Source organism: Streptomyces sp. NPDC004065, from assembly GCF_044903565.1.
GTDB lineage: Bacteria > Actinomycetota > Actinomycetes > Streptomycetales > Streptomycetaceae > Streptomyces.
Genome location: NZ_JBJDQT010000001.1, coordinates 63,648 through 88,881, shown reverse-complemented (window position 1 = coordinate 88,881; position 25,234 = coordinate 63,648). Strand labels below are relative to the sequence as shown.

23 protein-coding genes and 1 tRNA gene are annotated in these 25,234 nt (G+C 72.9%); 17 read left to right on the top strand and 7 right to left on the bottom strand.

The window, feature by feature from the left end:
• Positions 1-63 precede the first annotated feature (63 nt).
• Entirely contained in the window at positions 64-1,008 is a 945-nt protein-coding gene (gene nudC / locus ACI2LW_RS00450; protein ID WP_404728888.1) for an NAD(+) diphosphatase, read from the top strand.
• 214 nt (positions 1,009-1,222) lie between these two features.
• Here the strand turns inward: nudC and ACI2LW_RS00445 are convergent, their stop codons facing one another.
• A complete protein-coding gene (locus ACI2LW_RS00445; protein WP_404728887.1) occupies positions 1,223-1,465 on the bottom strand; it encodes a mycoredoxin in 243 nt (80 codons plus the stop codon).
• A gap of 185 nt (positions 1,466-1,650) precedes the next feature.
• Between ACI2LW_RS00445 and ACI2LW_RS00440 the strand changes: the two genes are divergently transcribed.
• From ACI2LW_RS00440 to ACI2LW_RS00420, 5 genes are all read left to right on the top strand, one after another.
• On the top strand, positions 1,651-3,873 hold the full coding sequence (locus ACI2LW_RS00440) for an ATP-dependent DNA helicase UvrD2 (protein ID WP_404728886.1): 2,223 nt from the start codon (positions 1,651-1,653) through the stop codon (positions 3,871-3,873).
• A gap of 165 nt (positions 3,874-4,038) precedes the next feature.
• Positions 4,039-4,359 (top strand): hypothetical protein, encoded by a 321-nt coding sequence (locus ACI2LW_RS00435; RefSeq protein ID WP_404728885.1) that lies wholly within the window; start codon positions 4,039-4,041, stop codon positions 4,357-4,359.
• A 172-nt stretch (positions 4,360-4,531) separates the two neighbouring features.
• Positions 4,532-4,900 (top strand): WhiB family transcriptional regulator, encoded by a 369-nt coding sequence (locus ACI2LW_RS00430; protein ID WP_161166992.1) that lies wholly within the window; start codon positions 4,532-4,534, stop codon positions 4,898-4,900.
• The gene (locus ACI2LW_RS00425; RefSeq protein WP_404728884.1) at positions 4,897-5,220 is read left to right on the top strand and encodes a hypothetical protein; all 324 of its coding nucleotides are present in this window, start codon (positions 4,897-4,899) and stop codon (positions 5,218-5,220) included. The genes ACI2LW_RS00430 and ACI2LW_RS00425 overlap by 4 nt, the downstream gene beginning before the upstream one ends.
• Positions 5,221-5,357: 137 nt before the next feature.
• Positions 5,358-5,570, top strand: a complete 213-nt coding sequence (locus ACI2LW_RS00420; RefSeq protein WP_404728883.1) for a hypothetical protein — start codon at positions 5,358-5,360, stop codon at positions 5,568-5,570.
• A 13-nt stretch (positions 5,571-5,583) separates the two neighbouring features.
• Here the strand turns inward: ACI2LW_RS00420 and ACI2LW_RS00415 are convergent, their stop codons facing one another.
• Positions 5,584-6,951, bottom strand: coding sequence for an ABC1 kinase family protein (locus ACI2LW_RS00415; protein WP_404728882.1), 1,368 nt, complete (start codon positions 6,949-6,951; stop codon positions 5,584-5,586).
• The gene (locus ACI2LW_RS00410; RefSeq protein ID WP_404728881.1) at positions 6,944-8,194 is read right to left on the bottom strand and encodes a TOMM precursor leader peptide-binding protein; all 1,251 of its coding nucleotides are present in this window, start codon (positions 8,192-8,194) and stop codon (positions 6,944-6,946) included. The genes ACI2LW_RS00415 and ACI2LW_RS00410 overlap by 8 nt, the downstream gene beginning before the upstream one ends.
• 398 nt (positions 8,195-8,592) lie before the next feature.
• Here ACI2LW_RS00410 and ACI2LW_RS00405 point away from each other — a divergent pair, with 398 nt between their 5' ends.
• The 4 genes from ACI2LW_RS00405 to ACI2LW_RS00390 all read left to right on the top strand — a co-directional run bounded on the left by ACI2LW_RS00405 (position 8,593) and on the right by ACI2LW_RS00390 (position 12,590).
• Complete coding sequence (locus ACI2LW_RS00405; protein ID WP_404728880.1) at positions 8,593-9,189, top strand: M48 family metallopeptidase; 597 nt, start codon at positions 8,593-8,595, stop codon at positions 9,187-9,189.
• A 189-nt stretch (positions 9,190-9,378) separates the two neighbouring features.
• Positions 9,379-11,124: a TerD family protein gene (locus ACI2LW_RS00400; RefSeq protein WP_404728879.1), complete on the top strand. Its 1,746-nt coding sequence runs from the start codon at positions 9,379-9,381 to the stop codon at positions 11,122-11,124.
• A 12-nt stretch (positions 11,125-11,136) separates the two neighbouring features.
• Positions 11,137-11,817 carry an AIM24 family protein gene (locus ACI2LW_RS00395; protein ID WP_404728878.1) on the top strand — a complete coding sequence of 227 codons (681 nt, stop codon included), beginning with the start codon at positions 11,137-11,139 and terminating at the stop codon, positions 11,815-11,817.
• 17 nt (positions 11,818-11,834) lie between these two features.
• Positions 11,835-12,590 carry an AIM24 family protein gene (locus ACI2LW_RS00390; RefSeq protein WP_404728877.1) on the top strand — a complete coding sequence of 252 codons (756 nt, stop codon included), beginning with the start codon at positions 11,835-11,837 and terminating at the stop codon, positions 12,588-12,590.
• 53 nt (positions 12,591-12,643) lie between these two features.
• Here ACI2LW_RS00390 and ACI2LW_RS00385 read toward each other — a convergent pair whose 3' ends face one another.
• Complete coding sequence (locus ACI2LW_RS00385) at positions 12,644-13,183, bottom strand: NUDIX hydrolase (protein WP_404728876.1); 540 nt, start codon at positions 13,181-13,183, stop codon at positions 12,644-12,646.
• The gene (locus ACI2LW_RS00380) at positions 13,180-14,643 is read right to left on the bottom strand and encodes a zinc-dependent metalloprotease (protein ID WP_404728875.1); all 1,464 of its coding nucleotides are present in this window, start codon (positions 14,641-14,643) and stop codon (positions 13,180-13,182) included. Before ACI2LW_RS00380 ends, ACI2LW_RS00385 begins: the two co-directional genes overlap by 4 nt.
• A gap of 191 nt (positions 14,644-14,834) precedes the next feature.
• Here ACI2LW_RS00380 and ACI2LW_RS00375 point away from each other — a divergent pair, with 191 nt between their 5' ends.
• The 4 genes from ACI2LW_RS00375 to ACI2LW_RS00360 all read left to right on the top strand — a co-directional run bounded on the left by ACI2LW_RS00375 (position 14,835) and on the right by ACI2LW_RS00360 (position 18,359).
• Positions 14,835-15,947, top strand: coding sequence for an SDR family oxidoreductase (locus ACI2LW_RS00375; RefSeq protein WP_404728874.1), 1,113 nt, complete (start codon positions 14,835-14,837; stop codon positions 15,945-15,947).
• 477 nt (positions 15,948-16,424) lie between these two features.
• Positions 16,425-16,886, top strand: a complete 462-nt coding sequence (locus ACI2LW_RS00370) for a molybdenum cofactor biosynthesis protein MoaE (RefSeq protein WP_404728873.1) — start codon at positions 16,425-16,427, stop codon at positions 16,884-16,886.
• Positions 16,887-17,035: 149 nt separating this feature from the next.
• Complete coding sequence (locus ACI2LW_RS00365) at positions 17,036-17,200, top strand: hypothetical protein (RefSeq protein WP_404728872.1); 165 nt, start codon at positions 17,036-17,038, stop codon at positions 17,198-17,200.
• 61 nt (positions 17,201-17,261) lie between these two features.
• Positions 17,262-18,359: a PDZ domain-containing protein gene (locus tag ACI2LW_RS00360; RefSeq protein WP_404728871.1), complete on the top strand. Its 1,098-nt coding sequence runs from the start codon at positions 17,262-17,264 to the stop codon at positions 18,357-18,359.
• A gap of 279 nt (positions 18,360-18,638) precedes the next feature.
• On the opposite strand, the gene ACI2LW_RS00355 is transcribed toward ACI2LW_RS00360, so the two are convergent.
• A complete protein-coding gene (locus ACI2LW_RS00355) occupies positions 18,639-19,181 on the bottom strand; it encodes a PPA1309 family protein (protein WP_404728870.1) in 543 nt (180 codons plus the stop codon).
• Between the two features lie 174 nt (positions 19,182-19,355).
• Between ACI2LW_RS00355 and ACI2LW_RS00350 the strand changes: the two genes are divergently transcribed.
• The 3 genes from ACI2LW_RS00350 to ACI2LW_RS00340 all read left to right on the top strand — a co-directional run bounded on the left by ACI2LW_RS00350 (position 19,356) and on the right by ACI2LW_RS00340 (position 24,569).
• The gene (locus tag ACI2LW_RS00350) at positions 19,356-22,253 is read left to right on the top strand and encodes a UPF0182 family protein (protein WP_404729478.1); all 2,898 of its coding nucleotides are present in this window, start codon (positions 19,356-19,358) and stop codon (positions 22,251-22,253) included.
• Positions 22,254-22,464: 211 nt separating this feature from the next.
• The gene (locus ACI2LW_RS00345) at positions 22,465-24,309 is read left to right on the top strand and encodes a sel1 repeat family protein (RefSeq protein ID WP_404728869.1); all 1,845 of its coding nucleotides are present in this window, start codon (positions 22,465-22,467) and stop codon (positions 24,307-24,309) included.
• Between the two features lie 186 nt (positions 24,310-24,495).
• Positions 24,496-24,569 (top strand) — tRNA-Met (locus ACI2LW_RS00340).
• 213 nt (positions 24,570-24,782) lie between these two features.
• Here the strand turns inward: ACI2LW_RS00340 and ACI2LW_RS00335 are convergent.
• A complete protein-coding gene (locus ACI2LW_RS00335; protein ID WP_404728868.1) occupies positions 24,783-25,199 on the bottom strand; it encodes a Fur family transcriptional regulator in 417 nt (138 codons plus the stop codon).
• Between the last annotated feature and the right edge of the window lie 35 nt (positions 25,200-25,234).

The following is a 25,234-nucleotide window of genomic DNA, read 5'->3' as shown; positions in this document are numbered from 1 at the left end:
CGCCGTACCACCCGCTGAACCGCCGCTGAAACATCCGCTGCACCGGGGGAGTTGGAAGTACCCGTGACCACCTGGACCGACCACACCGCCGACCGGCCCATCTCGCTCACCGCGCCCAGCGGCATCGACCGGGCCGCCCACCACCGGCTCGACGAGGCATGGCTCGCCGCGGCATGGAGCCACCCCACCACCCGCTGCTTCGTGGTCTCCGGCGGCCAGGTGCTCATCGACGAGACGCCCGACGGCCGTACCGAGCTCGTCATGACGCCCTCCTTCGAGGCCCCCCTCACCGAGGCGCACCGCTACTTCCTGGGCACGGACGAGGACGGCGTCAGCTACTTCGCCCTGCAGAAGGACTCGCTGCCGGGCCGCATCGACCAGTCCGCCCGCCCGGCGGGGCTGCGCGAGGCCGGCCTGCTGCTCTCGCCCCGCGACGCGGGCCTGATGGTGCACGCGGTGGCGCTGGAGAACTGGCAGCGCCTGCACCGCTTCTGCTCCCGCTGCGGCGAGCGCACCGTGATCGCGGCGGCCGGTCACATCCGCCGCTGCCCGGCCTGCGGCGCCGAGCACTACCCGCGCACCGACCCGGCGGTGATCATGGCGGTCACCGACGAGGAGGACCGCATCCTGCTCGGCCGCCAGGTGCACTGGCCCGAGGGCCGCTTCTCCACCCTCGCCGGCTTCGTCGAGCCCGGCGAGTCCATCGAGCAGGCGGTGCGCCGGGAGGTCCACGAGGAGGTCGGCATCGCCGTCGGCCAGGTCGAGTACGTCGCCAGCCAGCCCTGGCCGTTCCCCTCCAGCCTGATGCTGGGCTTCATGGCGCAGGCCACCTCCACCGCCATCGACGTCGACGGGGACGAGATCCACGAGGCCCGCTGGTTCTCCCGCGAGGAGCTGAGCGCGGCCTTCGAGTCCGGCGAGGTCCTGCCCCCGTACGGCATCTCCATCGCGGCCCGCCTCATCGAGTTGTGGTACGGCAAGCCCCTGCCGACGCGGACGGCCGTCTGACCCCGGCCGTTCGAGCCTGGCTGTCTGGGCCTGGCTGTCCGGGCCTGGCTCCGGGCCTGGCTGTCCGGACGCGGCTGTCCGCGCGGACGGTCGTCCGGACCTGGTCGCCCGGACCCGCGCGGCCACGGGGGACGCGGAACAGCGCGAGGGCGGCCCCCGGGAAGTCCCGGGAGCCGCCCCGTCTCCGCGTCCGGCGGGCCGGCGATCGGCCGGGTCAGACGCCGATCTTCTGCTTGACCTGCGCCAGCGACGGATTGGTGAGCGTGGATCCGTCCGCGAAGAGCACGGTCGGCACCGTCTGGTTGCCCCCGTTCGCCTTCTCCACGAAGGCCGCGGACTCCGGGTCCTGCTCGATGTTGATCTCGTTGTACGCGATGCCCTCGCGGTCGAGCTGGCTCTTGAGCCGGCGGCAGTAGCCGCACCACGTGGTGCTGTACATCGTCACAGTGCCCGGCATGTGTCTCGCGCTCCTTCGGCGGGTCGGGGAGTGGATCGTCGCAGTGGGGCAACGTACGTCATGCACGCGGCATTCCCACCGGGGGTATCCCGCCCGGCGTGACGCCTGCCGCATTCATATGACTGGGTGGGCCTGCCTGTGGACAACCTCCTCACCCGTCTCGCGCGACCTGGCAGCATGGCGGTGTGACAGCAGCAACGCACTCCCCCCTCTTCTCGCAGGTACCGGACTCCGCCGACGCCGTGCTCGAAGGGCTCGACCCCGAGCAGCGCGAGGTGGCCACCTCCCTGCGCGGTCCGGTGTGCGTGCTGGCCGGCGCCGGCACGGGCAAGACCCGGGCCATCACCCACCGCATCGCCTACGGGGTGCGCGCGGGCATCCTCCAGCCCCCCAGCGTGCTCGCCGTCACCTTCACCAACCGCGCGGCGGGGGAGATGCGCGGCCGGCTGCGCCAGCTCGGCGCGCACGGGGTGCAGGCACGGACGTTCCACTCCGCCGCCCTGCGCCAGCTCCAGTACTTCTGGCCGAAAGCGATCGGCGGTGCCATGCCGAGGCTCGTCGACCGCAAGATCCAGCTCGTCGCGGACGCGGCGGCCGCCTGCCGCATCCGCCTGGACCGCGGCGAGCTGCGGGACGTCACCGCGGAGATCGAGTGGTCCAAGGTCACCCAGACCGTCCCCGCCGACTACGCCCTCGCAGCCGCGAAGGCCGGCCGCGAGGCTCCCCGGGACCCGGCCGAGATCGCCCAGCTGTACTCGGTCTACGAGGACCTCAAGCGGAACCGGTCGGTGATCGACTTCGAGGACGTCCTGCTGCTGACCGTCGCGGTCCTCCAGGACCACCCGGACGTGGCCGAACAGGTGCGCGCCCAGTACCAGCACTTCGTGGTGGACGAGTACCAGGACGTCAGCCCGCTCCAGCAGCGCCTGCTGGAGCTGTGGCTGGGGGACAGGGACGACCTGTGCGTCGTCGGCGACGCCAGCCAGACGATCTACTCGTTCACGGGCGCAACCCCCGACCATCTGCTCGACTTCCGGGTGCGTCACCCCGGCGCCACCGTCGTCAAGCTGGTCCGCGACTACCGCTCCACCCCCCAGGTCGTCCACCTCGCCAACGGACTGCTCGCCCAGGCCCGCGGCCGCGCCGCCGACCACCGGCTGGAACTCGTCTCCCAGCGTCCCCCGGGGCCCGAGCCCGTCTACACCGAGTACACCGACGAGCCCGCCGAGGCCGAGGGCGCCGCCCGCCGCATCCGCGACCTCATCGCCTCCGGCGTCCCGGCGAGCGGGATCGCCGTCCTGTTCCGCACGAACGCCCAGTCCGAGACCTACGAGCAGGCCCTGGCGGACGCCGGGGTGCCCTACCAGCTGCGTGGCGCCGAGCGCTTCTTCGACCGGCCCGAGGTGCGCAAGGCGGGCACCGCGCTGCGCGCCGCCGCCCGCTTCGGCGGCAACGACTCCCTCCTGGACGACGCCGTCGACCTGCCCTCCCAGGTGGGGGCCGTGCTGTCCGCGGAAGGCTGGACCCCGCAGCCCCCGGCCGGCTCCGGCGCCGTCAGGGAACGCTGGGAGTCACTGGCCGCCCTGGTGAACCTGGCGCGGGACTTCGCCGCCGCACGCCCGGGCGCCACCCTGACGGACTTCGTGGCGGAGCTCGACGAACGGGCGAACGCCCAGCACGCCCCGACGGTCGAGGGCGTCACCCTGGCCTCGCTGCACTCCGCCAAGGGCCTGGAGTGGGACGCCGTCTTCCTGGTCGGGGTCGCCGAGGGCATGATGCCGATCACCTACGCCCGGACCGACGAGCAGATCGAGGAGGAACGCCGCCTGCTCTACGTCGGCGTCACCCGCGCCCGCGAGCACCTGTACGTGTCCTGGTCGGTGTCCCGCTCGCCCGGCAGCCGCCCCAGCCGCCGCCCCAGCCGCTTCCTCGACGGACTGCGCCCCGGCTCGCCCGGCGGCCCGGGCCGCACCGGCACGGGCGGCTCCGGCGGCGTCGAGCGCGGACTCGCCGCGGCCCGGGTGGTGGCGGGGGCCGCGGGCGGGGCGGGCGCCGCCCCACGGCGCCTGCGGCGCACCCCGGCGAGATGCCGGGTCTGCGGGCGCACGCTCACCGACGCCGGCGAGATGAAGCTGATGCGCTGCGAGGACTGCCCCTCCGACATGGACGAGGGCCTCTACGAGCGGCTGCGCGCGTGGCGGGCGGAGCAGGCCGGCCGCAGCGGGCAGCCCGCTTTCTGCGTCTTCACCGACAAGACCCTGGTGGCCATCGCCGAGGCCGTGCCCGACGACGAGCGCGAGCTGGCCCGTATCCCCGGGGTCGGCATGCGCAAGCTGCGCCGCTACGGAACCGACGTTCTCGCCATCTGCGCAGGCCGGGAACCCGGCGGCGAAGTCGGTGCGGACTGATGCCAACTCGTCGAAAAAATAGTTTGCGCACGCCCCGGGAATCCCCATAGGTTCTTGGTCACGGGAACGGCGGCCTTCCTGAGGCCCTGATTCCGTGTTGTACTTGCATACCCGCACGGACTGGCTCACCCCAGTCCCTCTAGACGCCGAGAGGAGGCGAGTCCAGTGATCAGCATCAAGAGCAGCTTCTTCAGCACCGCCAAAATGACCGATCGCTCGGTCGCCTCCCTGTGCATGCTCGGCGCCTCCGACCAGGGCACCGGTGTGTCCGGCATTCGTGCCGTCCGCCCGGCGTCCTCCCTGTCTCTCGCGGGTCTCCCTGTCCGCGCGGGCAATGAGCGACCGACCAAGGCACTGGAAGCAGTAGCGGCACAGGCGCAGGCCTATGCCTTTGCGGCGGCCGGTGCCGGAATCCGGAAGCAGACGACGCAGCACCACCTGATGTGGGCCTTCCGTGGGCCGAAACCCTGGAGTGATCCAGCCTGATCGCCGATCAGGCCGGCGCCTTCAGGGCCGCGGAACCCCACCCGGGATCCGCGGCCCTTCTGTTTTCCCTGAAACGGGACGACGGAGCGAAGGGGCCTCGGGACAGACAAGACCCGGTACCCAGCCGACACCCGGCCGACCGGCCGGACCGACCAGACGAGGAAGACGAACCGTGCAACTCGAAGCGCACGCCCCGTCCGTACCGCCTTCCGACACGATCCCCAAGCCCGGTCTCACGGAGGACCCCACCTTGACCCCGCTCACCGCGCTCACCGCGCTCGACGACGCCATCGAGAACCTGGGCGTGCCCGTCCCGTGCCGCTCCTACGACCCCGAGGTCTTCTTCGCGGAGTCGCCGGCCGACGTCGAGTACGCCAAGTCCCTCTGCCGCACCTGCCCGCTGATCGAGGCCTGCCTCGCCGGCGCCAAGGAGCGGCGTGAGCCCTGGGGCGTCTGGGGTGGCGAGCTGTTCGTCCAGGGTGTCGTCGTCGCCCGGAAGCGGCCGCGTGGCCGCCCGCGCAAGAACCCGGTCACGGCATGAACACCGCAGGAACGATCGACCGCCCCCTCACGCACGACCCCAAGAAGCAGGCCCCGATGAAGCCGTCCACCAGCGAGCCCGCAGGCTCCGCGACCGAAGACGTCACCACCACCGGCGCGAACGACTCGCGTCAGAACAGGACCCGAGAGATGCAACTCATCCCAGAAGCCCTGGCACGTGCGCATATGCACGAGCGGCTGCGAGAGGCGGAGCGGGAGCGCCAGGCCGTGCGTCTGGCGGCCGCCCGCCGGATGCAGCGCCGCGCCGAGCGTGCCTCGCTGCGCGCCCGCCGCGCGCTGGCGATGGCGGTCATGCAGTGACCGACCGCCGCCGTCCGGCGGCCGCCTCCCGGTGAGGGAAGCGACAACCGTACCCAGGGGGCCGGTCCGCGTGAGTGGGCCGGCCCCCGCGGTGCGTTGTCCCTGCCGCCCGGCGCACCCGGCGGTATCGTCGCCGGGTGACGAGTCCCACCGGCGGCAGCGACCACGGCGGCTCCACCGCGGAGCGTCCGTCCCTGGTGTGCGCGCGATGCGGCACCCCGGCCGAGGGCCCGCCACCGCCGACCTGGACCTGCTCCGTGGAGAACGGCGCCCGCCGCTACTTCTGCGACCGCTGCTCCCGGGAGCACCTCCGCTCGATCGAGGGCCGGCTCGACTCCGCCTGGTGGTAGCGGCCGCCCGTGCTCAGGCCCCGGCGGCCGGCGACTCCTCGGCGTCCGGCTCGGACACGAAACCCGGCAGCCACTCCAGGAGTTCCTCCCTCAGCCGCACGGTCGACCCCAGCTGGCACAGCACGCCGATCGTGCTGAGGGTGACACGGTGGATCAGCAGGTAGGCCGGCGGCAGGTTCAGCCGCTTGCCCAACTGGTAGGCGGGAGAGCGAGGGTCCGCGATACGGGCCGCCTGGCTGCGCATCCACCCCCGGGTGAAGGTGAACTCCTCCACCTGCGCCGGTTCGATGATCGGCAGCAGGTAGTCGAGGACGGCGTCGGGGTCCAGCTCGATGGACTCCTTGACGAACCCCTCCCTGCACAGCATGTCGTAGACCGCCTCCGCCTGGCCGTCCAGGGTCATGCGCAGTGACTCGCCTATCGGCGTGGGCAGGCCGCCGGGCAGCCGGTCGACCGTGCCGAAGTCCAGCACGCCCAGGCGCCAGTCGTCCTCACCGTCCGGGCCGCCCGGCAGCAGACGGAAGTTGCCCGGGTGCGGGTCGGCGTGCAGCAGCCCGGTGCGGGCCGGGCCGGAGAACAGGAACCGGGCGAGGAGCTGTCCGGCACGGTCCCGCTGCTCACGGGTGCCGTCCGCGATGACCTCCGACAGCGGGACCCCGTCGATCCACTCGGTGACGAGAACCTGCTCGCGCTGGTGGACCACGGCCGGGACGACGACATCGGGGTCGTCCTCGAACTCCTCGGCGTGCGCCTGCTGGGCCTGGGCCTCCAGACCGTAGTCGAGTTCCTCGGAGACCCGGTCCCTGAGCTCGGCGATCAGGGGCTTGACGTCCATGCCGGGGATCAGCGGACCCAGCAGGCGGGCGAACCGGCTCAGCTGGGCCAGATCGGACAGCAGGGCGTCGCCGGCGCCGGGGTACTGGACCTTGACCGCCACCTCCCGGCCGTCGTGCCACACCGCCCGGTGCACCTGGCCGATCGAGGCGGCCGCGGACGGCTTGTCCTCGAACTCCACGAAGAGCTCGCGCCAGTCCGCGCCGAGCCGCTCCTCCAACACGGAGTGCACGGTCCGGGTCGGCATGGGCGGCGCCGCCTCCTGGAGCTTGGTCAGCGCGGCCCGGTAGGGCCCGGCGACCTCCTCGGGCAGCGCGGACTCGAAGACGGACAGCGCCTGCCCGAACTTCATCGCCCCGCCCTTGAGCTCGCCCAGCACCTTGAACAGCTGCTCGGCCGTGCGTTGCTGCAGTTCCCGGCCGACGATCTCCGCCGATTCGCCGACGATCCGTTTGCCGAGTCCCCAGGTCGCTCTCCCGGCGAAGCCGAGCGGAAGCGCGGCGAGCTTGGCGGTCCGGGTGACCGCCTTCCGGGGAAGATCAGACATGCGCCCTCCAAGTCCCAGCAAGCCGCGCCGCGTCTGCCTGTCGGCATGGCGTCGATGACGGCCGTTGCCCAGCCATTGTCGCGCGTCGCCCCCCGTCCTTAGGGGTGTCTTCCCCCACGCCTTCTCCCGTACCTTCCCCAACGCCTTCCCTCATGCCTTCTCCGGCCGCCGCGCACGGACAGGCGGCATGCGGCCGGACCGGCCGCGAGCGCCAGTGCAGACCGGGCAGGGAAACCTCCCAGCGGGCGCCCGCGCTGGAGGGCCGCGCACCGTCGAGGAAGGCCAGTGCGTGCGCGGCCGCCAGGCCCGCGACGGTCGTGGCGAGGGCGAGATCGCAGGGGCGGACCTGGCGCGGCCGCGCGGCGCGCCACTGGGCCACCAGACGCGGCCACGTCGCGTCCCGGTCGGTTCGGTCCTGCTGGAGGCAGCCGGCGCAGCCCGTCTCGCCGGGCAGCACCAGGGGACCCACGACGCCCGTGCCCTCCACCACGCCCGCGTACAGATGAGGGGTGCCCGACTCGACGAGAGGGGCGGCGGCGGACGGGTCGGGGGCGTGCACGGCGACGTCGTCCCGCGGGGCGAGCACGACCAGGGAGAACCCCGGCTCGCCCGCCTCGGCCGCGGCCCGGTGGCCGCGGCGGGCGGAACGGTCCGGGGCCGCCCGGCGCACGGCCCGCCGCGCCGCCGCGTCCCGGCGTTCGCCGACGCACTCGGCCGGCAGTCCGCCCGGAGCGACGTCCCACGACTCCACCCGGCCGACGTCCCGCACGTCGACCTCGCCGACCCCGGCGCCGGACAGCAGCGAGGCCAGCACCGCACCCACCCGGCCGGCGCCCCGTACCTGCACGCGCAGGCCCCGCCGGGCGGCCAGCCGGTCGATCGCCTCGCCGGGTTCGCCCGCGATCAGGGAGAGCGAGGCCAGATCGGGACCGAGCCGGTCCATGACCTCCCGCTCCTCGCGCAGCGCGGCGGCGGCCGCGCCGCCTCCCCGGGCGTCGTCCAGCAGCCCGGCGCGCGCCAGCCGTCCCACCAGGCGGTCGACATGGCCCTCGGGCAGGTCCATGCGGTGTCCCTCCGCTCTCAGCAGGGGCAGGCCGCGGGTGCCGTTGAGCAGATCCAGGAAGCTGCCCGTGGCCGTGTCCACGGGGCCGAGCGTCAGCGCGTGCGCCGGGGTCATCCCGAACTGCACGGTGTTCAGGTCACGCCAGCCGCGCCGGAAGGCGGGCTTCATCATCGGATGCATACAGGCCCCCGTGCTGGTGTGGTCCGCTGGTTCACGTCCCCGCGTCCCGGTGAGGAACGCGGGGGAGAGGCCGGAGGGGAACGTCCGGGAACGTCCCTCCGCGTCAGGTGTGGCTGCCGGTGGAGCCGGAGCCGGTCACGCTCCGCCGGCAGTCGCCGACGACTGCCGGCGACTGCCGGCGAGCGCCGAAGGACTGCGGCGAGTGCCGGCGAATGACAGGATGCCGGGCCCGGCCGGACGGTGCGGAGAGTTGTCCACAGGCGGTGGGTATTCGTCGTACTTGTCGCATCCATCGGCCGCCGCTGTCGGGCCGCGCGAATCAAACGCCCGGTGAGGGATCGGTACGGAAGCGTTCCGGACCCGGGACTTCTCGTACGTACACCCGGTAACGTCGGGGCGTGTCCGCCGACCCACTCAACCGCGCCACGACACCCCCGCGCGGCAAGACGAGCCCGCCACCGAGCGGCCCGGCGGCGAGCGCGGTCGAGGTCCGCAGGAGCGCCCGGCGCCGCCGCACGGTCTCCGCCTACCGCGAGGGCGACCGCACGGTCGTGCTCATCCCCGCCCGGATGTCCGAGGCGGAGGAGCGGCGCTGGGTGAGCGTCATGCTGGACAAACTGGCCGCGCAGGAGAGCAGGCGGGTCCTCGGCGACGGGGAGCTGGCCGAGCGGGCCCGGCGCCTGTCGGCCCAGTACTTCGCCGGCCGGGCGCGGCCCGCCTCGGTCCGCTGGGTGACCAACCAGAACACCCGCTGGGGCTCGTGCACCCCGGCGGAGGGCAGCATCCGCCTCTCCCACCGCCTCCAGGGCATGCCCGACTACGTCGTCGACTACGTGCTCCTGCACGAACTGGCCCATCTGCTCGTCCCCGGACACGGCCCGGACTTCTGGCGGCTGCTGGAGTCCTACCCGCGCACCGAGCGCGCCAGGGGCTACCTCGAGGGCGTGGCGGCCGCGCCCCGGCTGCCCCATCCGCCGGGCGCGCGCCCCGAGTGACGGCCAGGGCCCGTCCCCGTGGCGGGACGCGACCCGTCCCCCTGGCGGGTCCCCCCGGCGGGGGACGGGCCCGTCCCCCGCCGGAGGGTGATTGTGTACCGGGTCTGTACCGGCATCGTCCGGTGTCCGTGTTTGCGGTTAGCCTGGCGCGACGCAACTCGCACTCGGGATGGGGGACGGTCGTTACGCATGCCCAGGGAATTCCAACGCGGCCACAAGGCCAGGATCAGTGACCTGACCGCGGGCACGGATCTGTACGTCGGTGTGCAGATCTCGGCCCCCGGACTGAGCTTCGACATCAGCTGCTTCGGCCTCGACGCCGACGAGCGCCTGTCCGACGACCGCTACTTCGTCTTCTTCAACCAGCCGAAGTCGCCGGAGGAGGCCATCCAGCTGCTGGGTCCCCAGGCGGGCGACACGGAGTCCTTCCGGGTCACGCTCGACCGTGTCCCGCCGCGGATCCAGAAGCTGTCGTTCACGGCGACCATCGACGGCGCCGGGCAGATGTCGCAGATCAACCCCGGTTACCTGCGCATCGTGGCGGGCGGCGAGGAGGTGGCCCGGTACACGTTCAACGGCTCGGAGTTCTCCACCGAGCGAGCCGTGATGCTGGGCGACTTCTACCTCAAGGACGTGTGGCGGTTCGCGGCCGTCGGCCAGGGCTTCGACGGCGGCCTGGAGGCGCTGCTGAAGAACTTCGGCGGCGAGGTCGCGGAGGAGGAGAGCCCCGCCCCCGCCCCGGCACAGGCCCCGCAGCAGCCGCAGGCCGGTGGAGCCCCGGGCTTCGCACCGCCCGCCCAGGCCGCGGCCCCGCCGGCCTTCGGCGTCCCGGCCGCACCGGCCGCCCCCGCACCGGCCGCCCCCGCGCCGCAACCCGCCGCGCAGGGCTTCGCGCCGCCCCCCGGGTCCACCCCGCCGCCCTCGCCCGCGGCGCCGCCCGCGCCCCCGGTGCACGCCGCCCCGACCATCGTGGCGCCCATGACCCCGCCCGGGGGCACCGTCCCGCCCCCGTCGCCGGCCCCCGCGCCGTTCGGCCAGCCCGGCCAGCAGCCGCCGTACGGCCACCAGGCCCCGGGCCAGGCGGCGCCCCCGCCGCCCGGCTACGCCCAGCCGCCGGCTCCCCCGGCCCCCGCGCCCGGTTACGGACAGCCCACGCCTCCGCCCGGATACGGCCAGCCCACCCCGCCGCCCGGCTACGGCGCGCAGCCGTACGGCCAGGTCCCCGGCCAGGCCGCGCCCGCGGCCCACGGCGTTCCGCAGGGCGCTCCCCAGGGCGCCGGTGTGGCCGCCGCGCTCCAGCAGTTCAAGGAGACGCCCACCGGGCAGCGCTGGACGCCGCAGAACGGCAAGATGATCCGCGCCGACCTCGGGGTGGGCGGCCAGCCCGTCCTCGCCCGGCAGGGCAGCATGGTGCTCTACCAGGGCAAGGTCGACTTCAGCTACAAGGGCGCCGGCTTCGCCGGCCGCCTCGTGGGCAACGCCACCGGGCAGGAGATGCAGCTGATGCGCTGCACCGGCCAGGGCCAGGTGTTCTTCGCCGAGAACTCCACCCACCTGCACCCGGTCGAACTGCAGGGCGACGCCCTGTGCGTCTCCGCCGAGAACGTCCTCGCCTTCGACGAGAGCCTCCAGTACGAGGTCCGCCGCATCGAGGGACACGGCATCCCCGGAGGCGCCCTGTTCACCATGCAGTTCCAGGGCACCGGCACGATCGTCGTCAAGACGCACGGCACACCCGTGGTGCTGCCCGTCACGCCGACGACGTTCGTCGACTCCAACGCCGTGGTCGCCTGGTCGGCCGCCGCCCAGGTGATCGTCTCCAGCCAGGTGCGGATGCGCCGCAACGCCTACCCGGGACACACCGGGGAGGGCGTCAACCTGCAGTTCCGGGCCGCGCCCGGCAACTTCGTCGTCGTCCAGCCGTACGAGGTCTAGAGGGAGCCCGTCATGAACCAGCCGCTCGCGGGCTACGCCCCCGCACCCGTCACCGCCCGCATGGAGAACCACGGCAGCCACATGCTGAAGGTCGCCCTGCAGACCGGCAACGACCTCCTCGCGCGCGTGGGGTCGATGGTCGCCTACGAGGGCTTCATCCAGTACGAGCCCAACCCGCCGGCCGTCCGCCAGGTCGCCCGGGACTGGATCACCGGCGAGGGCGCGCCCCTGATGAAGTGCTCCGGCGACGGCCTGCTGTACCTCGCCGACTACGGCGCCAACGTCGTCGTCATCAACCTCAACGGGGACGCGATCTCCGTCAACGCCACCAACCTGCTGGCCTTCGACGCGAGCCTGCAGTGGGGCGTCGAGCGGGTCAAGGGCCTGGCGAAGTTCGCCGGGCAGGGCCTGTGGAACACGAAGATCTCCGGGCAGGGCTGGGTCGCGCTGACCTCCCGCGGCAAGCCGATCGTCGTCGACTGCGGCGGCGGCGAGGACGAGACCTACGTCGACCCCGACGCGCTCGTCGCCTGGTCCCCGAACCTGAAGGTGAAGGGCAAGCGCAGCTTCAAGGCGCAGTCGCTGATCGGCCGGGGCAGCGGCGAGGCCTACCAGATGGCCTTCTCCGGCACCGGCATCGTCGTCGTGCAGCCCAGCGAGGACAGCACCGACCGCCTCCGGTTCCGGGGCTGAGGGGGAGACAGGACACCATGCAGAGCCCGCTTTTCGCCTTCAACGACACCCAGACCCAGGAGCGCTGGAGCCTGCAGAACAAGCAGATGCTGCGCGTCACCCTGGAGGGCCACGACGACATCCTCGCCCGCAAGGGCACCATGGTCGCCTACCAGGGCCTGGTCGAGTTCGACGCCGAGTACCAGAGCCACGGGCAGGCACGCGCGCGTGCCCGCACGGGCGAGGGCCTGGACCTGATGCGCTGCCACGGGCAGGGCACCGTCTACCTCGCCAACCTCGGCCAGTACGTCCACCTCATGGACGTCGAGCAGGACGGCCTCACGGTCGACAGCAGCTATGTGCTGGCGATGGACTCCTCCCTGCACCACGAGGTCATCGCGGTCGACAGCGTGTACGGCATCTCCGGCTCCGGGAAGTACCAGCTGAACATCACCGGCCGCGGCAAGGTCGCCCTGATGACCTCCGGCGCCCCGCTGCTGATGCAGGTGACGCCGGACAAGTACGTCAACTGCGACGCCGACGCGATCGTCGCCTGGTCCACCGGGCTGCGGGTGCAGATGCAGGCGCAGACGCACTCCTCCGGCGTGTGGCGGCGCCGCGGCAACACCGGCGAGGGCTGGGAGCTCAGCTTCATGGGCAGCGGTTTCGCGCTCGTGCAGCCCAGCGAGCTGCTGCCGCCGCAGAACGCGGTGATCGGGCAGGGCCTGGCCGCACAGTTCGGCATGGGGCAGCAGGGCGCGCGCGGACAGAACCAGGGCAACGTCTGGAGCTGACCACGAACGAGGGGTGACCACCCAGAGGTGGTCACCCCTCGCCCCGCCGCTCCTCACAGACGGGCGCGCGCGGCCTCGAGCAGGCGTACGACCGACTCGTCGGCCACGCCCGCCACCTCCTCGTAGCCGAACCAGCGCAGGTCAAGGCTCTCGTCGCTGATCTCGTGGACCGCGCCGGGCGGGGCCAGCACCGCGTACTGGACGTCGAGGTGCCAGTGGCACGGCGGCGGGAGCGGATGCCGGTCCAGCCGCACGGGACCGCCGGGCAGCAGCGTCAGCCCGGCGATGCCCGACTCCTCCTCGGCCTCCCGCAGGGCGGCGGCCCGCAGGGTCCGGTCACCGGGCTCGCAGTGGCCGCCCATCTGGAGCCACATCCGCAGCTTGCGGTGCAGCGTCAGCAGCACCCGGCCCCGCTCCGGATCCATCACCAGCGCGCTCGCGGTGATGTGCCCGGCGTGGCAGGCCTTCCACAGGCCGTCCGGGTGCGCCGTCAGATGGTCCAGATAGGTCTGGCGCAGCTCCCGCTGGTCCTCGAATTCCTCGAATCCCTCGAAGCCCTTCAGCTCGAGGACCACGTCGTCGTACAGGCTCACTCGGCGCCGTCGCCCTGGTCGTCCCGGTCTTCCGCGTCCTGGCCGCGCCCGTCCTTCTTGTGCAGGTCCGGCTTCGGGGCGGAGCCGCCGGCCGCCTCGCCGAGCATCTTGTCCAGCTCGGAGAAGTCCATCTGCTCACGGTGGACGAAGCCGTCCGGGTCGTCCAGGTCGGCGGCGGTCGGCAGCATGTCCGGGTGGGCCCACAGCGCGTCGCGGCCCTCGACCCCGCGCGCGTCCGTGAGCGAGGCCCACAGCCGGGAGGCGTCGCGCAGCCGGCGCGGGCGCAGCTCCAGCCCGATCAGCGTGGCGAACGTCTGCTCGGCCGGGCCACCCGAGGCACGGCGCCGGCGCAGCGTCTCGCGCAGCGCGTCCGCGGACGACAGACGCGGCTTCGCCGCCGCGTGCACCACCGCGTCCACCCAGCCCTCGACGAGCGCCAGAGCGGTCTCCAGGCGGGCCAGGGCGGCCTTCTGCTCCGGGGTGTCCTCCGGCTGGAACATGCCCTGCTGAAGGGCGTCCTGCAGCTGCTCGGGGTTCTGCGGGTCGAACTGGCCGACCACGTCCTCCAGCTTGGCAGTGTCGACCTTGATCCCGCGCGCGTACCCGTCGACGGCGCCGAACAGGTGCGAGCGCAGCCACGGCACGTGCGCGAACAGGCGCTGGTGGGCGGCCTCGCGCAGCGCCAGGTACAACCGCACGTCGTCCCTGGGCACGCCCAGGTCCTTGCCGAACGCCTCGATGTTCACCGGCAGCAGCGCGGCCCGGCCGGCCGGACCGAGCGGGAGGCCGATGTCGGTGGAGCCGACCACCTCGCCGGCCAGCACGCCCACGGCCTGCCCGATCTGCGTGCCGAACATGGCGCCGCCCATGGAACGCATCATCCCGATCAGCGGGCCGGCCATGGCCTGCATCTCCTCGGGCAGCACGTCGCCCATGGCGGTGCCCACGCGCTCGGCGACCGGGTCGACGAGCTCCTGCCAGGCGGGCAGGGTCGCCTCGACCCACTCCGCGCGCGACCAGGCCACCGCGGAGGCGGCCCCGGACGGCAGGGAGGTCACGTCGTCGAGCCACAGGTCGGCCAGGCGGACGGCGTCCTGGACCGCGGTGCGCTCGGTGGGGCCGACGCTGGAGTCCTTGGTGCCGTCGGCGGTGCCCTGGGCGACCGTCTGGCGGGCGATCTGCTTGGCCATGTCCCAGTTCACCGGGCCGCCCTCGTAGGAGAGCATCTGGCCGAGCTGCTGGAACGCGGCGCCCAGGTCGGTGGGGTTCAGCGAACCGAACATGGCTGCGAGCGGATTGTCGGCGCCGGGCCCGCCAAGGCCTCCGGCCCCGGGCAGCCCGAAGCCGAACGGGTTGGCCGGCCCCTGCCCACCACCGCTCTCCTGGTCCTTCTTCTTGCCCTCGTCGCCGTCGTCCGGCTCCTCCGGCGGAAGGCCGAATCCGAATGGGGTGTCACTCACGGGGTTCCTCGGCTGGTAGGGCCACCGGTTCTTTCCGGCGGCGCGGCTGCCCGACAACACCACCCAGCGTAGACACCGAGGGCGGTTGGGGCCTCGGTGCTTCGCCGACACAACGGCTGCGGCAGGATGGAGCCACCTGGTACGTACGCGTCATTCGCGCCCGTATGGAAGACAACCGCTGGAGACGCCCGGTGAGTTCCCCAGATCCACAGGTTCGCGCAGCGCGAAACCATGAAAGCACTCCCGCCGTGCGCGGGCCCGTCGTCGCGGTCACCGGAGCCGCGAGCGGCGTCGGCGCCCTGCTCACGGCGCGGCTGGCCGCGTCCGAGGAGGTCAAGCGGGTCGTCGCGATCGACGAGCGGCGGGGGGAGTGCGCGGCGGCGCAGTGGCACATCCTCGACGTGCGCGACCCGGCGATCGCGGACAAGCTGCGCGGCGCGGACGTGGTGGTGCACCTGGCGCTCGACCTGGACCTGGAGACCGACCCCGCCGCCCGTACGGCCTACAACGTCCGGGGGACCCAGACCGTGCTGACGGCCGCGGCCGCGGCCGGGGTCCACCGGGTGGTGCTGTGCACCTCGGCGATGGTCTACGGAGCGCTGCCGGACAACGAGCTTCCGCTGTCGGAGGACGCCGAGCTGCGGGCGACCGCGGAGGCGACCGGCGTCGGGGATCTGCTGGAGATCGAGCGGCTCGCGCGGCGCGCGCCCCGGGCGCACCCGGGCCTGAACGTCACCGTGGTCCGGCCCGCCGTGCTGGTCGGCGGCACCGACACCGCGCTGACCAGGTACTTCGAGTCGCCGCGGCTGCTGGTCGTGGCCGGTTCGCGGCCCGCCTGGCAGTTCTGCCACGTCGAGGACCTGTGCAGCGCGCTGGAGTACGCCGTCCTGGAGAAGGTCGACGGGGAGCTGGCCGTCGGCTGCGACGGGTGGCTGGAGCAGGAGGAGGTCGAGGAGCTCAGCGGCATCCGGCGGATGGAGCTGCCGTCGGCGGTCGCCCTGGGGGCCGCGGCCCGGCTGCACCGGATCGGGCTCACGCCGTCCCCGGCGGGCGATCTCGCGTACACGATGTACCCGTGGGTGGTGAGCGGGAGCCGGCTGCACGACGCCGGGTGGCGGCCGAAGTGGACCAACGAGGAGGTCCTCGCGGAGCTGCTGGAGGAGGTCTCCGGGCGGCACACGGTGGCCGGACGGCGGCTCGGGCGCAAGGACGCCACCGCGGCGGGCGCGGCCGGCGCGACGGTGGCCCTGCTGGGTGCCGCGGCGGTCGTGCGCCGCGCGCGCAAGGCGCGGCGCCGCATCTGAGGCGCGCTGGGCCTGCGCGGTGAACCGCGCAGGCCCCGGGCGGGGGCTGCGCCCCCTGCACCCCCCATTGCCCCATCCGGCCCGCCCGACTCGCTGGGCTGAGACGGCACCGCCACGGGGCTGCGCCCCGGACCCCATGCCGGGCTCCGCCCCTGCACCCCCGGGCGGGGGCTGCGCCCCCTGCACCCCCGGGCGGGGGCTGCACCCCCGGGCGGGGGCTGCACCCCCTGCACCCCCCATTGCCCCATCCGGCCCGCCCGACTCGCTGGGCTGAGACGGCACCGCCACGGGGCTCCGCCCCGGACCCCATGCCGGGCTTCGCCCCTGCACCCCGGGCGGGGCTCCGCCCCGGACCCCACGCGGGGCTCCGCCCCTGCACCCCGGGCGGGGCTTTGCCCCGCGGGGCTGAGCCGGTCAGCCCGGCGGACGGGCGGACCGGCGTTTCGGTGTGGTCCGCGGGTACGGCACGATGGATGCATGGCATCCACCGCTGAGCACCCCGGCGAGCACGCCGCGGACGACCCCATCAAGCTGATCGCGATCCGGGACACCGCGCTCTCCCTGGACGAGGTCTTCCGGGCGGTCGGGGACGACGCCGCCGGCGGCACCGCGCTCTTCGTGGGGACCGTGCGCAACCACGACGGGGGCGCCGACGTCGACGAGCTCGGGTACTCCTGCCACCCCAGCGCCGAGGCCGAGATGCGGCGGATCGCCGAGAAGGTCGCCGCGGAGTTCCCCGTACGGGCGCTCGCCGCCGTGCACCGGGTGGGGGACCTCAGGGTCGGGGACCTCGCCGTCGTCGTCGGCGTGTCGTGCCCGCACCGGGGCGAGGCGTTCCAGGCCTGCCGCAAGCTGATCGACGACCTCAAGCACGAGGTGCCGATCTGGAAGCACCAGAAGTTCTCCGACGGCACCGAGGAGTGGGTCGGCGCCTGCTGAGCCCCCCGCGCGCCCGCCGGATCCGCCGCGCGCACCCACGCCGTACCCCGGGTTGCGTAACCGCCCCCCTGCCATGAGCGTTGTCAGTACGGATGGTTAATCTGCTGATCAGTCAGTTGCGGACGCTCAGTAGGGGTTGGGAGGTCGGCATGGCGGCACTCGCCTGGTTGCTGATTCCACTCATGGCCGCGATAGGCGCGGGACTGTGGGGGAGCTGGGCGAACCGGACCCGCAGAGCGCGCAGCGACGGCCCGGAGCTGGACGGGTACGCCCGCTTCCGCGAGGCCATGGAGAGGTCCCATTCCGGCATGTGAGGCGGGCGGCCGGGGGCGGCCCTGACGGTGCGCTGACAGCCCCGTCCCGTACTGTCGACTCATGCCACGCCGCACCGCGACGATGCTCGCCTCCACCCTGATGCTGATCGCGCTCCTGTGCGCGGGGGTCTTCCTCCCCGTGCCGTACGCGGAGATGTCCCCGGGACCCACGGTCAACACCCTGGGTGAGCACGACGGCGAGCCGGTGCTGCAGATCGCCGGGCGCAAGACCTACCCGACGGACGGCCACCTCAACATGACCACCGTCCGGGTCACCAGTGCCGACTACCGGATGAACCTGGTGGAGGCCGTCTACGGCTGGCTGGCGCACGACAACAAGATCGTCCCGCACGACACGCTCTACCCGGACGGCAAGACGGAGGAGCAGTCGACCCAGGAGAACGCCGAGGAGTTCAGCCAGTCCCAGGAGAGCGCCAAGGTGGCCGCGCTGAAGGAGCTCGGCATCCCGGTGCGGTCCTGGGTGGTCGTCTCGGCCGTCGTCAAGGGCACCCCGGCCCAGGGCAGGCTGCACGCCGGCGACGTGATCAAGGCCGTGGACGGCACCGCGGTCAAGCAGCCCTCCGACGTGGCCAAGCTGGTCACGAAGCACAAGCCGGGGCAGCGGGTGGTCTTCACGATCGTGCCCGCCAAGGAGCAGGCCGCCGCCGAGAAGGCGCACAAGCGGGCCCCCGCCACCCGGGACGTCACGATCACGACGGCCCAGTCCGACGACAGCGGGGCGAAGCGGGCCATCGTCGGGATCTCCGCCGGGACCGATCACACCTTCCCGTTCACGGTCGACATCAAGCTCGCCGACGTCGGCGGCCCGAGCGCGGGCCTGATGTTCGCGCTCGGCATCTACGACAAGCTCACCCCGGGCAGCCTGACCGGCGGGAAGTTCGTGGCCGGGACCGGGACCATCGACGACGCCGGCAAGGTCGGCCCGATCGGCGGGGTCCAGATGAAGACCGTCGGAGCGCGCAACAAGGGCGCCCAGTACTTCCTCACGCCCGCCGACAACTGCGCCGCCGCCGCGAAGGACACCCCCGAGGGACTCACCCTGGTCAAGGTCGGCACCATCGGCGACGCCCTGGACGCCCTGAAGGACATCCGCTCCGGCGACACCGCCGCCCTGCCGAAGTGCACGGCCAAGGGCTGACGGCACCCGCCGGGAGCCCGGCGCGCGCCCGGCGCCCGTAAGGGCCGCCAGGGCTCCCGGCCCCCGCTCGGACCGCCAGGGCCCCCGGCCCCCGCAAGGAGGCCCAGCGCCTGTAAGAAGGCGGGGCGGCCCGTAAGAAGGCCGGGCGCTCCCCGGCGCCCCCACGGCGGCCCAGCGCGCCGTGGGGGCGCACGCACCACCGAGCGCGCCCCCACCGCACACCGACCGCCGCCCACGCGCCCCGCCGCCCACGCGCCCCGCCGGACTTCGTCCGGCGGCTCAGTCCTCGAACGTCGCCGCCAGCGCCTCCGCCAGGCCCGGGACCAGGTCGGCCCCGGTGAGCACCTCGGTGGCCGAGTCCTTCTCGCGCAGCCGCAGGGCCGACTCACGGGCGCCGTCGCGCAGCACCGCGACCGTCATGCGCACCTCCTGGCGTTCGGGGTGCTCGGCCACCCACTGCGACAGCTTCGCCTCGTCCAGCCCCTGCGGGACCTGCGCCTCCGCGGACGGCGGCAGCATCAGGCGCTCCACGGTCAGCGCGCAGCCGGCCACCGCGTCGGGCCAGGCGATGGTGCCGAGGAACTCGTCGAGCGGCCGGTCGGACGGGATCTCGTCCTGTTCGATGGGGGTGAGGCCGGAGGCCTGCTGCTCGTCCTCCAGGCCGAGCTGTGCCGCGAGGGCGGGTTCCTGGGTCCGCAGCCGCGCGGTGTCTACGAGGGCGAAGAGGCGGGCGGGCTGGTCCCAGCCGAGGCCGGAGGCGTACTCGTCGATCTCGAGTACGGCCCGGGTGAGCGGGCTCGCTGCCATGGGAGTGTTGGACATGGTCACAATCCTGCCTCGTTCCCGGCCGGAATCGGGAACCGAGTAAACGGTGAGTAAGTTGCATAGGTGTGGGCCCCCGACAGGGGGACCCGCCGTACGGTCCACGGAGACGGGGCCCGACGCAACGACCGAGAACCAACAGCGAACTTCGAGGTGCACACCTTGGCTTTCCAGATGCCGGACCGCGGCGGGGGCCCGACGGGGCCGCGGATCAGAGCAGGCCGCCCGTCCCGGCGAATCCGGACCCTGCTGACCACCCTGGGCGTCCTTGCCGTCCTCGGCATGGCGTTCACCATGTTCGCGGGGTTCTGGACGGACTGGCTGTGGTACCGGTCGGTGCACTACTCGTCCGTGTTCACCACCACGCTGTGGACCAAGATCGGGCTGTTCTGCGTCTTCGGCGTGCTGATGGCGGCCGCGGTCGGCTTCAACATCTGGCTCGCCCACCGGCTGCGGCCCCCGCTGAGCGCCATGTCGACTGAGCAGCAGAGCCTGGACCGGTACCGGATGGGCATCGCGCCGTACAAGCGGTGGCTGCTGAGCGGGATCACCGCGCTGGTCGGCCTGATCGCGGGCGCCTCCGCGTCGAGCCAGTGGCGGACCTGGCTGATGTGGGTCAACGGCGTGCCGTTCCACCAGCGGGACCCGCAGTTCCACCTCGACGTCTCGTTCTACGCCTTCGACCTGCCCTGGTACCGCTTCCTGCTGGGCTTCGGCTTCGCGGCGACGATCCTGTCGCTGATCGCCGCCGCGCTCACCCACTACCTCTACGGCGGGCTGCGCGTGACCAGCCCCGGGGCCAAGGCGACGGCCGCGGCGACCGGGCATCTGTCGGTGCTGCTCGGTGTCTTCGTCGCGCTGAAGGCGGTCGCCTACTGGCTCGACCGGTACGGCCTGGCGGTGAAGTCCAGCGACTTCAAGGCGACCGGCAACTGGACGGGCCTTCGGTACGTCGACGCCAACGCCTATCTGCCGGCCAAGACGATCCTGTTCTGCATCGCGGTGATCTGCGCCCTGCTGTTCTTCGCCACCCTGTGGCGGCGCACCTGGCAGCTGCCCGTGATCGGCTTCGGCCTGATGGTCCTCTCGGCGATCCTGATCGGCGGCCTGTACCCGGCGATCGTCCAGAAGTTCCAGGTCCAGCCCAACGAGCAGGCCAAGGAGGCGCCGTACGTCGCCAAGAACATCGAGGCGACGCGCGAGGCGTACGGCATCGACGACGCCAAGGTCACCGGGTACCCCGGCACCAGCGCCACCAAGGACAAGTCGACCCTGCGCGACCAGGTCGAGAAGACCGCCAGCATCCGCATCCTCGACCCCAACATCGTCTCGCCGACGTTCCAGCAGCTCCAGCAGATCCGGAACTACTACACGTTCCCCAACAACCTGGACGTCGACCGCTACGACAACGACGGCAAGGTCCAGGACACCGTCCTCGGGCTGCGCGAGCTGAACCTCGCCGGCATCCCGAAGAAGAACTGGATCAACAACCACTTCCGCTACACCCACGGCTACGGCGTCGTCGCGGCCAAGGGCACCGAGGCCGACCCCAACGGCCAGCCCGTCTTCACCGAGTCCGACCTGCCGTCCACCGGCAAGCTGGGGACGTACCAGCAGCGGGTCTACTACGGCGAGAAGACCACCACGTACTCGATCGTCGGCGGTCCGCAGAAGGAGATCGACTACTCCGACAACAGCGGTGAGAAGACCACCAGCTACCAGGCCAGGAGTGGGGTCAGCCTGTCCAGCCCGGTCAACCGGGCGGCCTACGCGCTGGCCTTCGGCGAGCCGCAGATCCTCTACTCCGGCGCGATCGGCGAGGGTTCGCGGATCCTGTACAACCGCACGCCCAAGGAGCGCGTCGAGGCCGTCGCCCCCTGGCTGACCATCGACGGCGACGCCTACCCGGCGGTGGTGGACGGCCGTATCCAGTGGATCGTCGACGCCTACACGACGACGAACGGCTACCCCTACGCGTCCCGTACCACGCTGGGCGACACCACGGCCGACTCGCTCACCGCGACCAACAACTCGCGTGCGGTGGTGGCCCAGCAGAACCGGGTCAACTACATCCGCAACTCGGTCAAGGCGACGGTCGACGCCTACACCGGCGAGGTGAAGCTGTACCAGTGGGACACCGAGGACCCGGTGCTGAAGACCTGGATGAAGGCCTTCCCGGACACGGTGCGGCCGAAGTCGGCCATCTCCACCGAGCTGATGGCCCATCTGCGCTACCCGCAGGACCTGTTCAAGGTGCAGCGTGAACTGCTGACCCGCTACCACGTGCAGGACGCGCAGACCTTCCTCAGCGGCAGCGAGGTGTGGCAGGTTCCGGACGACCCGACCAACAAGTCGGGCAACGCGGTGCCGCCGTACTACCTGACCATGAAGATGCCCGACCAGGCCTCCCAGGCGTTCTCGCTGACGACGACGTTCACGCCCAACGGCCGGGACAACCTCAGCGCCTTCATGGCGGTCGACTCCCAGGCGGGCACGCCCGGTTACGGACAGATCAGAATCCTGAAACTGCCCACCAGTACGACCGTCGGCGGCCCCAAACAGGTGCAGAGCCAGTTCAACTCCAACTCCCAGCAGAACATCGCCGAGTTCGTCCGGCTCATCAGGGGCGGTGACTCGGAGATCGAGTACGGCAACCTGCTGACCGTGCCGCTGGACGGCGGACTGCTCTACGTGGAACCGGTCTATGTGCGCGGCGGGCAGCTCAAGTACCCCCTGCTGCGGAAGGTGCTGGTGACCTACGGCGGGGCCACCGCGTTCGAGAACACCCTCGGCGAGGCCCTCGACAAGGTCTTCGGGGCGTCCGGCGCGACGCCGCCGCCCGCGGAGACCGGGACCGGCAACAACCCGCCGCCATCGGCCAGTCCGACGGTCCGGCAGGCGCTGAAGGACGCGCAGAAGGCGCTGGACGACAGCCAGGCCGCGCTGAAGAAGCCGGACTGGGAGGCGTACGGCAAGGCGCAGAAGGCGCTGGAGGACGCGCTGAAGCGGGCCGCGCAGGCACAGGCACAGGCGGACAAGTCCGCCGGTGGAGGCGGAGGAAGCGGTCGCTGACGGCTCCCCGTACGAGGGCCCGGATCCCGTCGCGGATCCGGGCCCTCGCGGTGTGCGAACGCATGTGCCGACCGGTCGGACGGCCCTGCCGCCGTGGAGAGTTGGGCCGTTTGTGTTTGACTTGTCTCTCTGTGGGCATGTCGACAAAACGCTGAAGTGACCTCACTGGCTGCGGTATACCAGGTGTACCCAGGTTGCAGGTGGTGCGACGATGGACGTTATGGGGGACAAAGTAACTCTGTTCGAGACAGGGCGATTTGTACAGGCTTCCGATCCCGCGGAGCCCGAGTACCCCGCGGGCGCGCCCCGCGAGGGCGACGCCGCGACGGCCGCCGACGAGGTGGCCGAGCTGGCGCGCCGCCGGCTCGCCGCCGAGACCGGCGACGTCGAGGCCATGAGCGTCCTCGGCGCCATGCTGCTGCGCCGCGGCGATCTCGACGGAGCCGAACCCCATCTGCGTGCCGCCACCGCGGCCGGTGACCGCGCCGCCGCCAACAACCTGGGAGTCCTCCTCCACCAGCGCGGGTACGCCGACGAGGCGGCCGGCTGGTGGCGCATCGCCGCGGTCGCCGGCTCCGCCGCGGCGGCCCACGCGCTGGGCCGCCACCACCGCGAGCGCGGCGACGAGCCGGCCGCCGAGTACTGGCTGCGCCAGTCCGCCGAGCAGGGCCACGTGCTCGGCGCGTACGCGCTCGCCGACCTGCTCGAGCACCGCGCCGACCCCGCGGCCGAGCGCTGGATGCGCGCCGCCGCCGAGCGCGGGCACCGGGAGGCCGCGTACCGCCTGGCACGGGCACTGGACCGGCGGGCCGGGCAGGAGACCGCGGGCGACAACGGTGTCGCCCGGGCGCGGGAGGCCGAGCAGTGGTACCGGCAGGCCGCCGCGCGCGGGCACCGGCGGGCCGCGCTGCACCTCGGCGCGATCCTGGAGAAGCGCGGCGAGCTCAAGGAGGCCGGCCGCTGGTACCTGACCTCCGCCAAGGACGGCGAGGCGCGCGCCGCCTGCGCGCTCGGATTCCTGCTGCGCGACGCCGGCGACACCGACAGCGCCGCCGTGTGGTGGCTGCGCGCCGCGCAGGACGGCGACGGCAACGCGGCCAACGCGCTCGGCGCGCTGCACGCCGAGCGCGGCGAGACCCAGACCGCCGAGCGGTGGTACCGGGCGGCGATGGACGCGGGCGACGTCAACGGCGCCCACAACCTCGGTCTCCTCTGCGCCGAGCAGGGACGGACCGCGCAGGCCGAGCAGTGGTACCGGCGCGCGGCCTACGCCGGCCACCGGGAGGCGGCGAACGCGCTGGCCATCCTGCTGCTGCAGGCCGGCGACGAGACCGGGGCCGAGCCGTGGTTCTCCAAGGCCGCCGAGGCGGGCAGCGTGGACGCCGCGTTCAACCTCGGGATCCTGTACGCCAAGCGGGACGAGGAGGCCGAGGCCCTGCGCTGGTACGAGCGGGCGGCGGCGGCCGGGCACACCGAGGCGGCGCTGCAGGTGGGCATCGCCCGGCTCCGGGCGGGCGACGAGCGGGAGGCCGAGCGCCATCTGCGCTGCGCGGCGGGGGGCGGCAGCGCGGAGGCCGCCTACCGGCTGGCGACGGTGCTGGACGCACGGCGCCCGCCGGCGCCCGCGCACGGGCTCGGGGAGCCGGCCGTGCACGAGAAGAGCGAGTGCGAGGAGTGGTACGAGCGCGCGGCCTCCCAGGGGCACCGGCGCGCCCAGGTGCGGGTCGGCATGCTGGCCGCGGCCCGGGGCGACGTGGTGGAGGCGGCCCGGTGGTACCGGACGGCCGCGGAGGCAGGCTCCCGCAACGGCGCGTTCAACCTGGGCCTGCTGCTGGCCCGCGAGGGCAGTGAGCCGGAGGCGGCCGTGTGGTGGACCCGGGCCGCCGACGCCGGGCACGGGCGGGCGGCGCTGCGGCTCGCCCTCGTCTACGCGCGTCGGGGGGAGCTGGCGGAGGGGCAGCGGTGGGCCGACCGGGCCGTGGAGCTCGGGCCCGCGTCGGTCGCGGAGCGGGCGGGACGGCTGCGGGACGCGCTGCGGGAGGAGCTGTCGGCGTGACGGCGGGCCCGGCCGCCCGGTGGGGCGGGCCGTCCGGTGGGGCGGGCCGTCCGGTGGCCGGTGGAGCGGGCGGTCCGGTGGCCGGTGGAGCGGCCGTCCGGTGGAGCGGGCGGGGCGGCCGGGCGCGGGGCTGCCGGAAGCGATTTGCTTCTTTCCCCGTCGGTCACGTACTGTTCTGTTCATCGCCGCGGGGTGGAGCAGCTCGGTAGCTCGCTGGGCTCATAACCCAGAGGTCGCAGGTTCAAATCCTGTCCCCGCTACTGATGACCGAGGGCCGGAATCCGATCAAGGATTCCGGCCCTCGGCGTATGCGCGGTACGGGCGCTACGGACGCGATGTCCCCGCGGGACGGGCGCGAGGCCCCGCGATATGGGTGCGAGGACGCCGGAGTGGACAGCGTGCCGGCGCGCCGGCGAAGACGGAAGAACCCCGGCACCTTGGTGGTGCCGGGGTTCCGTGCGTGAAGGGCCCGGTTACGCGGACGCGCAGTTCGGGCACAGGCCGCGGTAGGTCACCTCGACGTCCGAGACGGTGAAGCCGAAGCGCTCCGAGTCCGGCAGGTCGGCCAGCGGGTTGCCGCTCGGGTGGACGTCCCGGATCGCGCCGCAGCCGGCGCAGACCAGGTGGTGGTGCGGCCGGTGGGCGTTGGGGTCGTACCGCTTGGCGCGCTTGTCCGTGGCGACCTCGATGACCTCACCGAGGCTGACCAGCTCACCCAGCGTGTTGTACACGGTCGCCCGGGAGATCTCGGGCAGCTTCGCGACGGCCCGGGCGTGGACCTCGTCGGCCGTCAGATGGACGTGCTCGCCGTCGAGGACCTCGGCCACGACGCGTCGCTGCGCGGTCATCCGCCATCCGCGTCCGCGCAGCCGATCCAGAAGGTCGCTCATGGCCACAGCTTATCAGCAAGGCGACCAGTTTCCGA

Excerpts from the sequence above, each read along its gene's own strand:
- ACI2LW_RS00445 (WP_404728887.1), bottom strand. The coding sequence starts at position 1,465 with ATGCCGGGCACTGTGACGATGTACAGCACCACGTGGTGCGGCTACTGC.
- ACI2LW_RS00425 (WP_404728884.1), top strand. The coding sequence starts at position 4,897 with ATGAACACCGCAGGAACGATCGACCGCCCCCTCACGCACGACCCCAAG.
- ACI2LW_RS00415 (WP_404728882.1), bottom strand. The coding sequence starts at position 6,951 with ATGTCTGATCTTCCCCGGAAGGCGGTCACCCGGACCGCCAAGCTCGCC.
- ACI2LW_RS00410 (WP_404728881.1), bottom strand. The coding sequence starts at position 8,194 with ATGCATCCGATGATGAAGCCCGCCTTCCGGCGCGGCTGGCGTGACCTG.
- ACI2LW_RS00400 (WP_404728879.1), top strand. The coding sequence starts at position 9,379 with ATGCCCAGGGAATTCCAACGCGGCCACAAGGCCAGGATCAGTGACCTG.
- ACI2LW_RS00395 (WP_404728878.1), top strand. The coding sequence starts at position 11,137 with ATGAACCAGCCGCTCGCGGGCTACGCCCCCGCACCCGTCACCGCCCGC.
- ACI2LW_RS00390 (WP_404728877.1), top strand. The coding sequence starts at position 11,835 with ATGCAGAGCCCGCTTTTCGCCTTCAACGACACCCAGACCCAGGAGCGC.
- ACI2LW_RS00370 (WP_404728873.1), top strand. The coding sequence starts at position 16,425 with ATGGCATCCACCGCTGAGCACCCCGGCGAGCACGCCGCGGACGACCCC.
- ACI2LW_RS00365 (WP_404728872.1), top strand. The coding sequence starts at position 17,036 with ATGGCGGCACTCGCCTGGTTGCTGATTCCACTCATGGCCGCGATAGGC.
- ACI2LW_RS00360 (WP_404728871.1), top strand. The coding sequence starts at position 17,262 with ATGCCACGCCGCACCGCGACGATGCTCGCCTCCACCCTGATGCTGATC.
- ACI2LW_RS00355 (WP_404728870.1), bottom strand. The coding sequence starts at position 19,181 with ATGTCCAACACTCCCATGGCAGCGAGCCCGCTCACCCGGGCCGTACTC.
- ACI2LW_RS00350 (WP_404729478.1), top strand. The coding sequence starts at position 19,356 with ATGCCGGACCGCGGCGGGGGCCCGACGGGGCCGCGGATCAGAGCAGGC.
- ACI2LW_RS00345 (WP_404728869.1), top strand. The coding sequence starts at position 22,465 with ATGGACGTTATGGGGGACAAAGTAACTCTGTTCGAGACAGGGCGATTT.
- ACI2LW_RS00335 (WP_404728868.1), bottom strand. The coding sequence starts at position 25,199 with ATGAGCGACCTTCTGGATCGGCTGCGCGGACGCGGATGGCGGATGACC.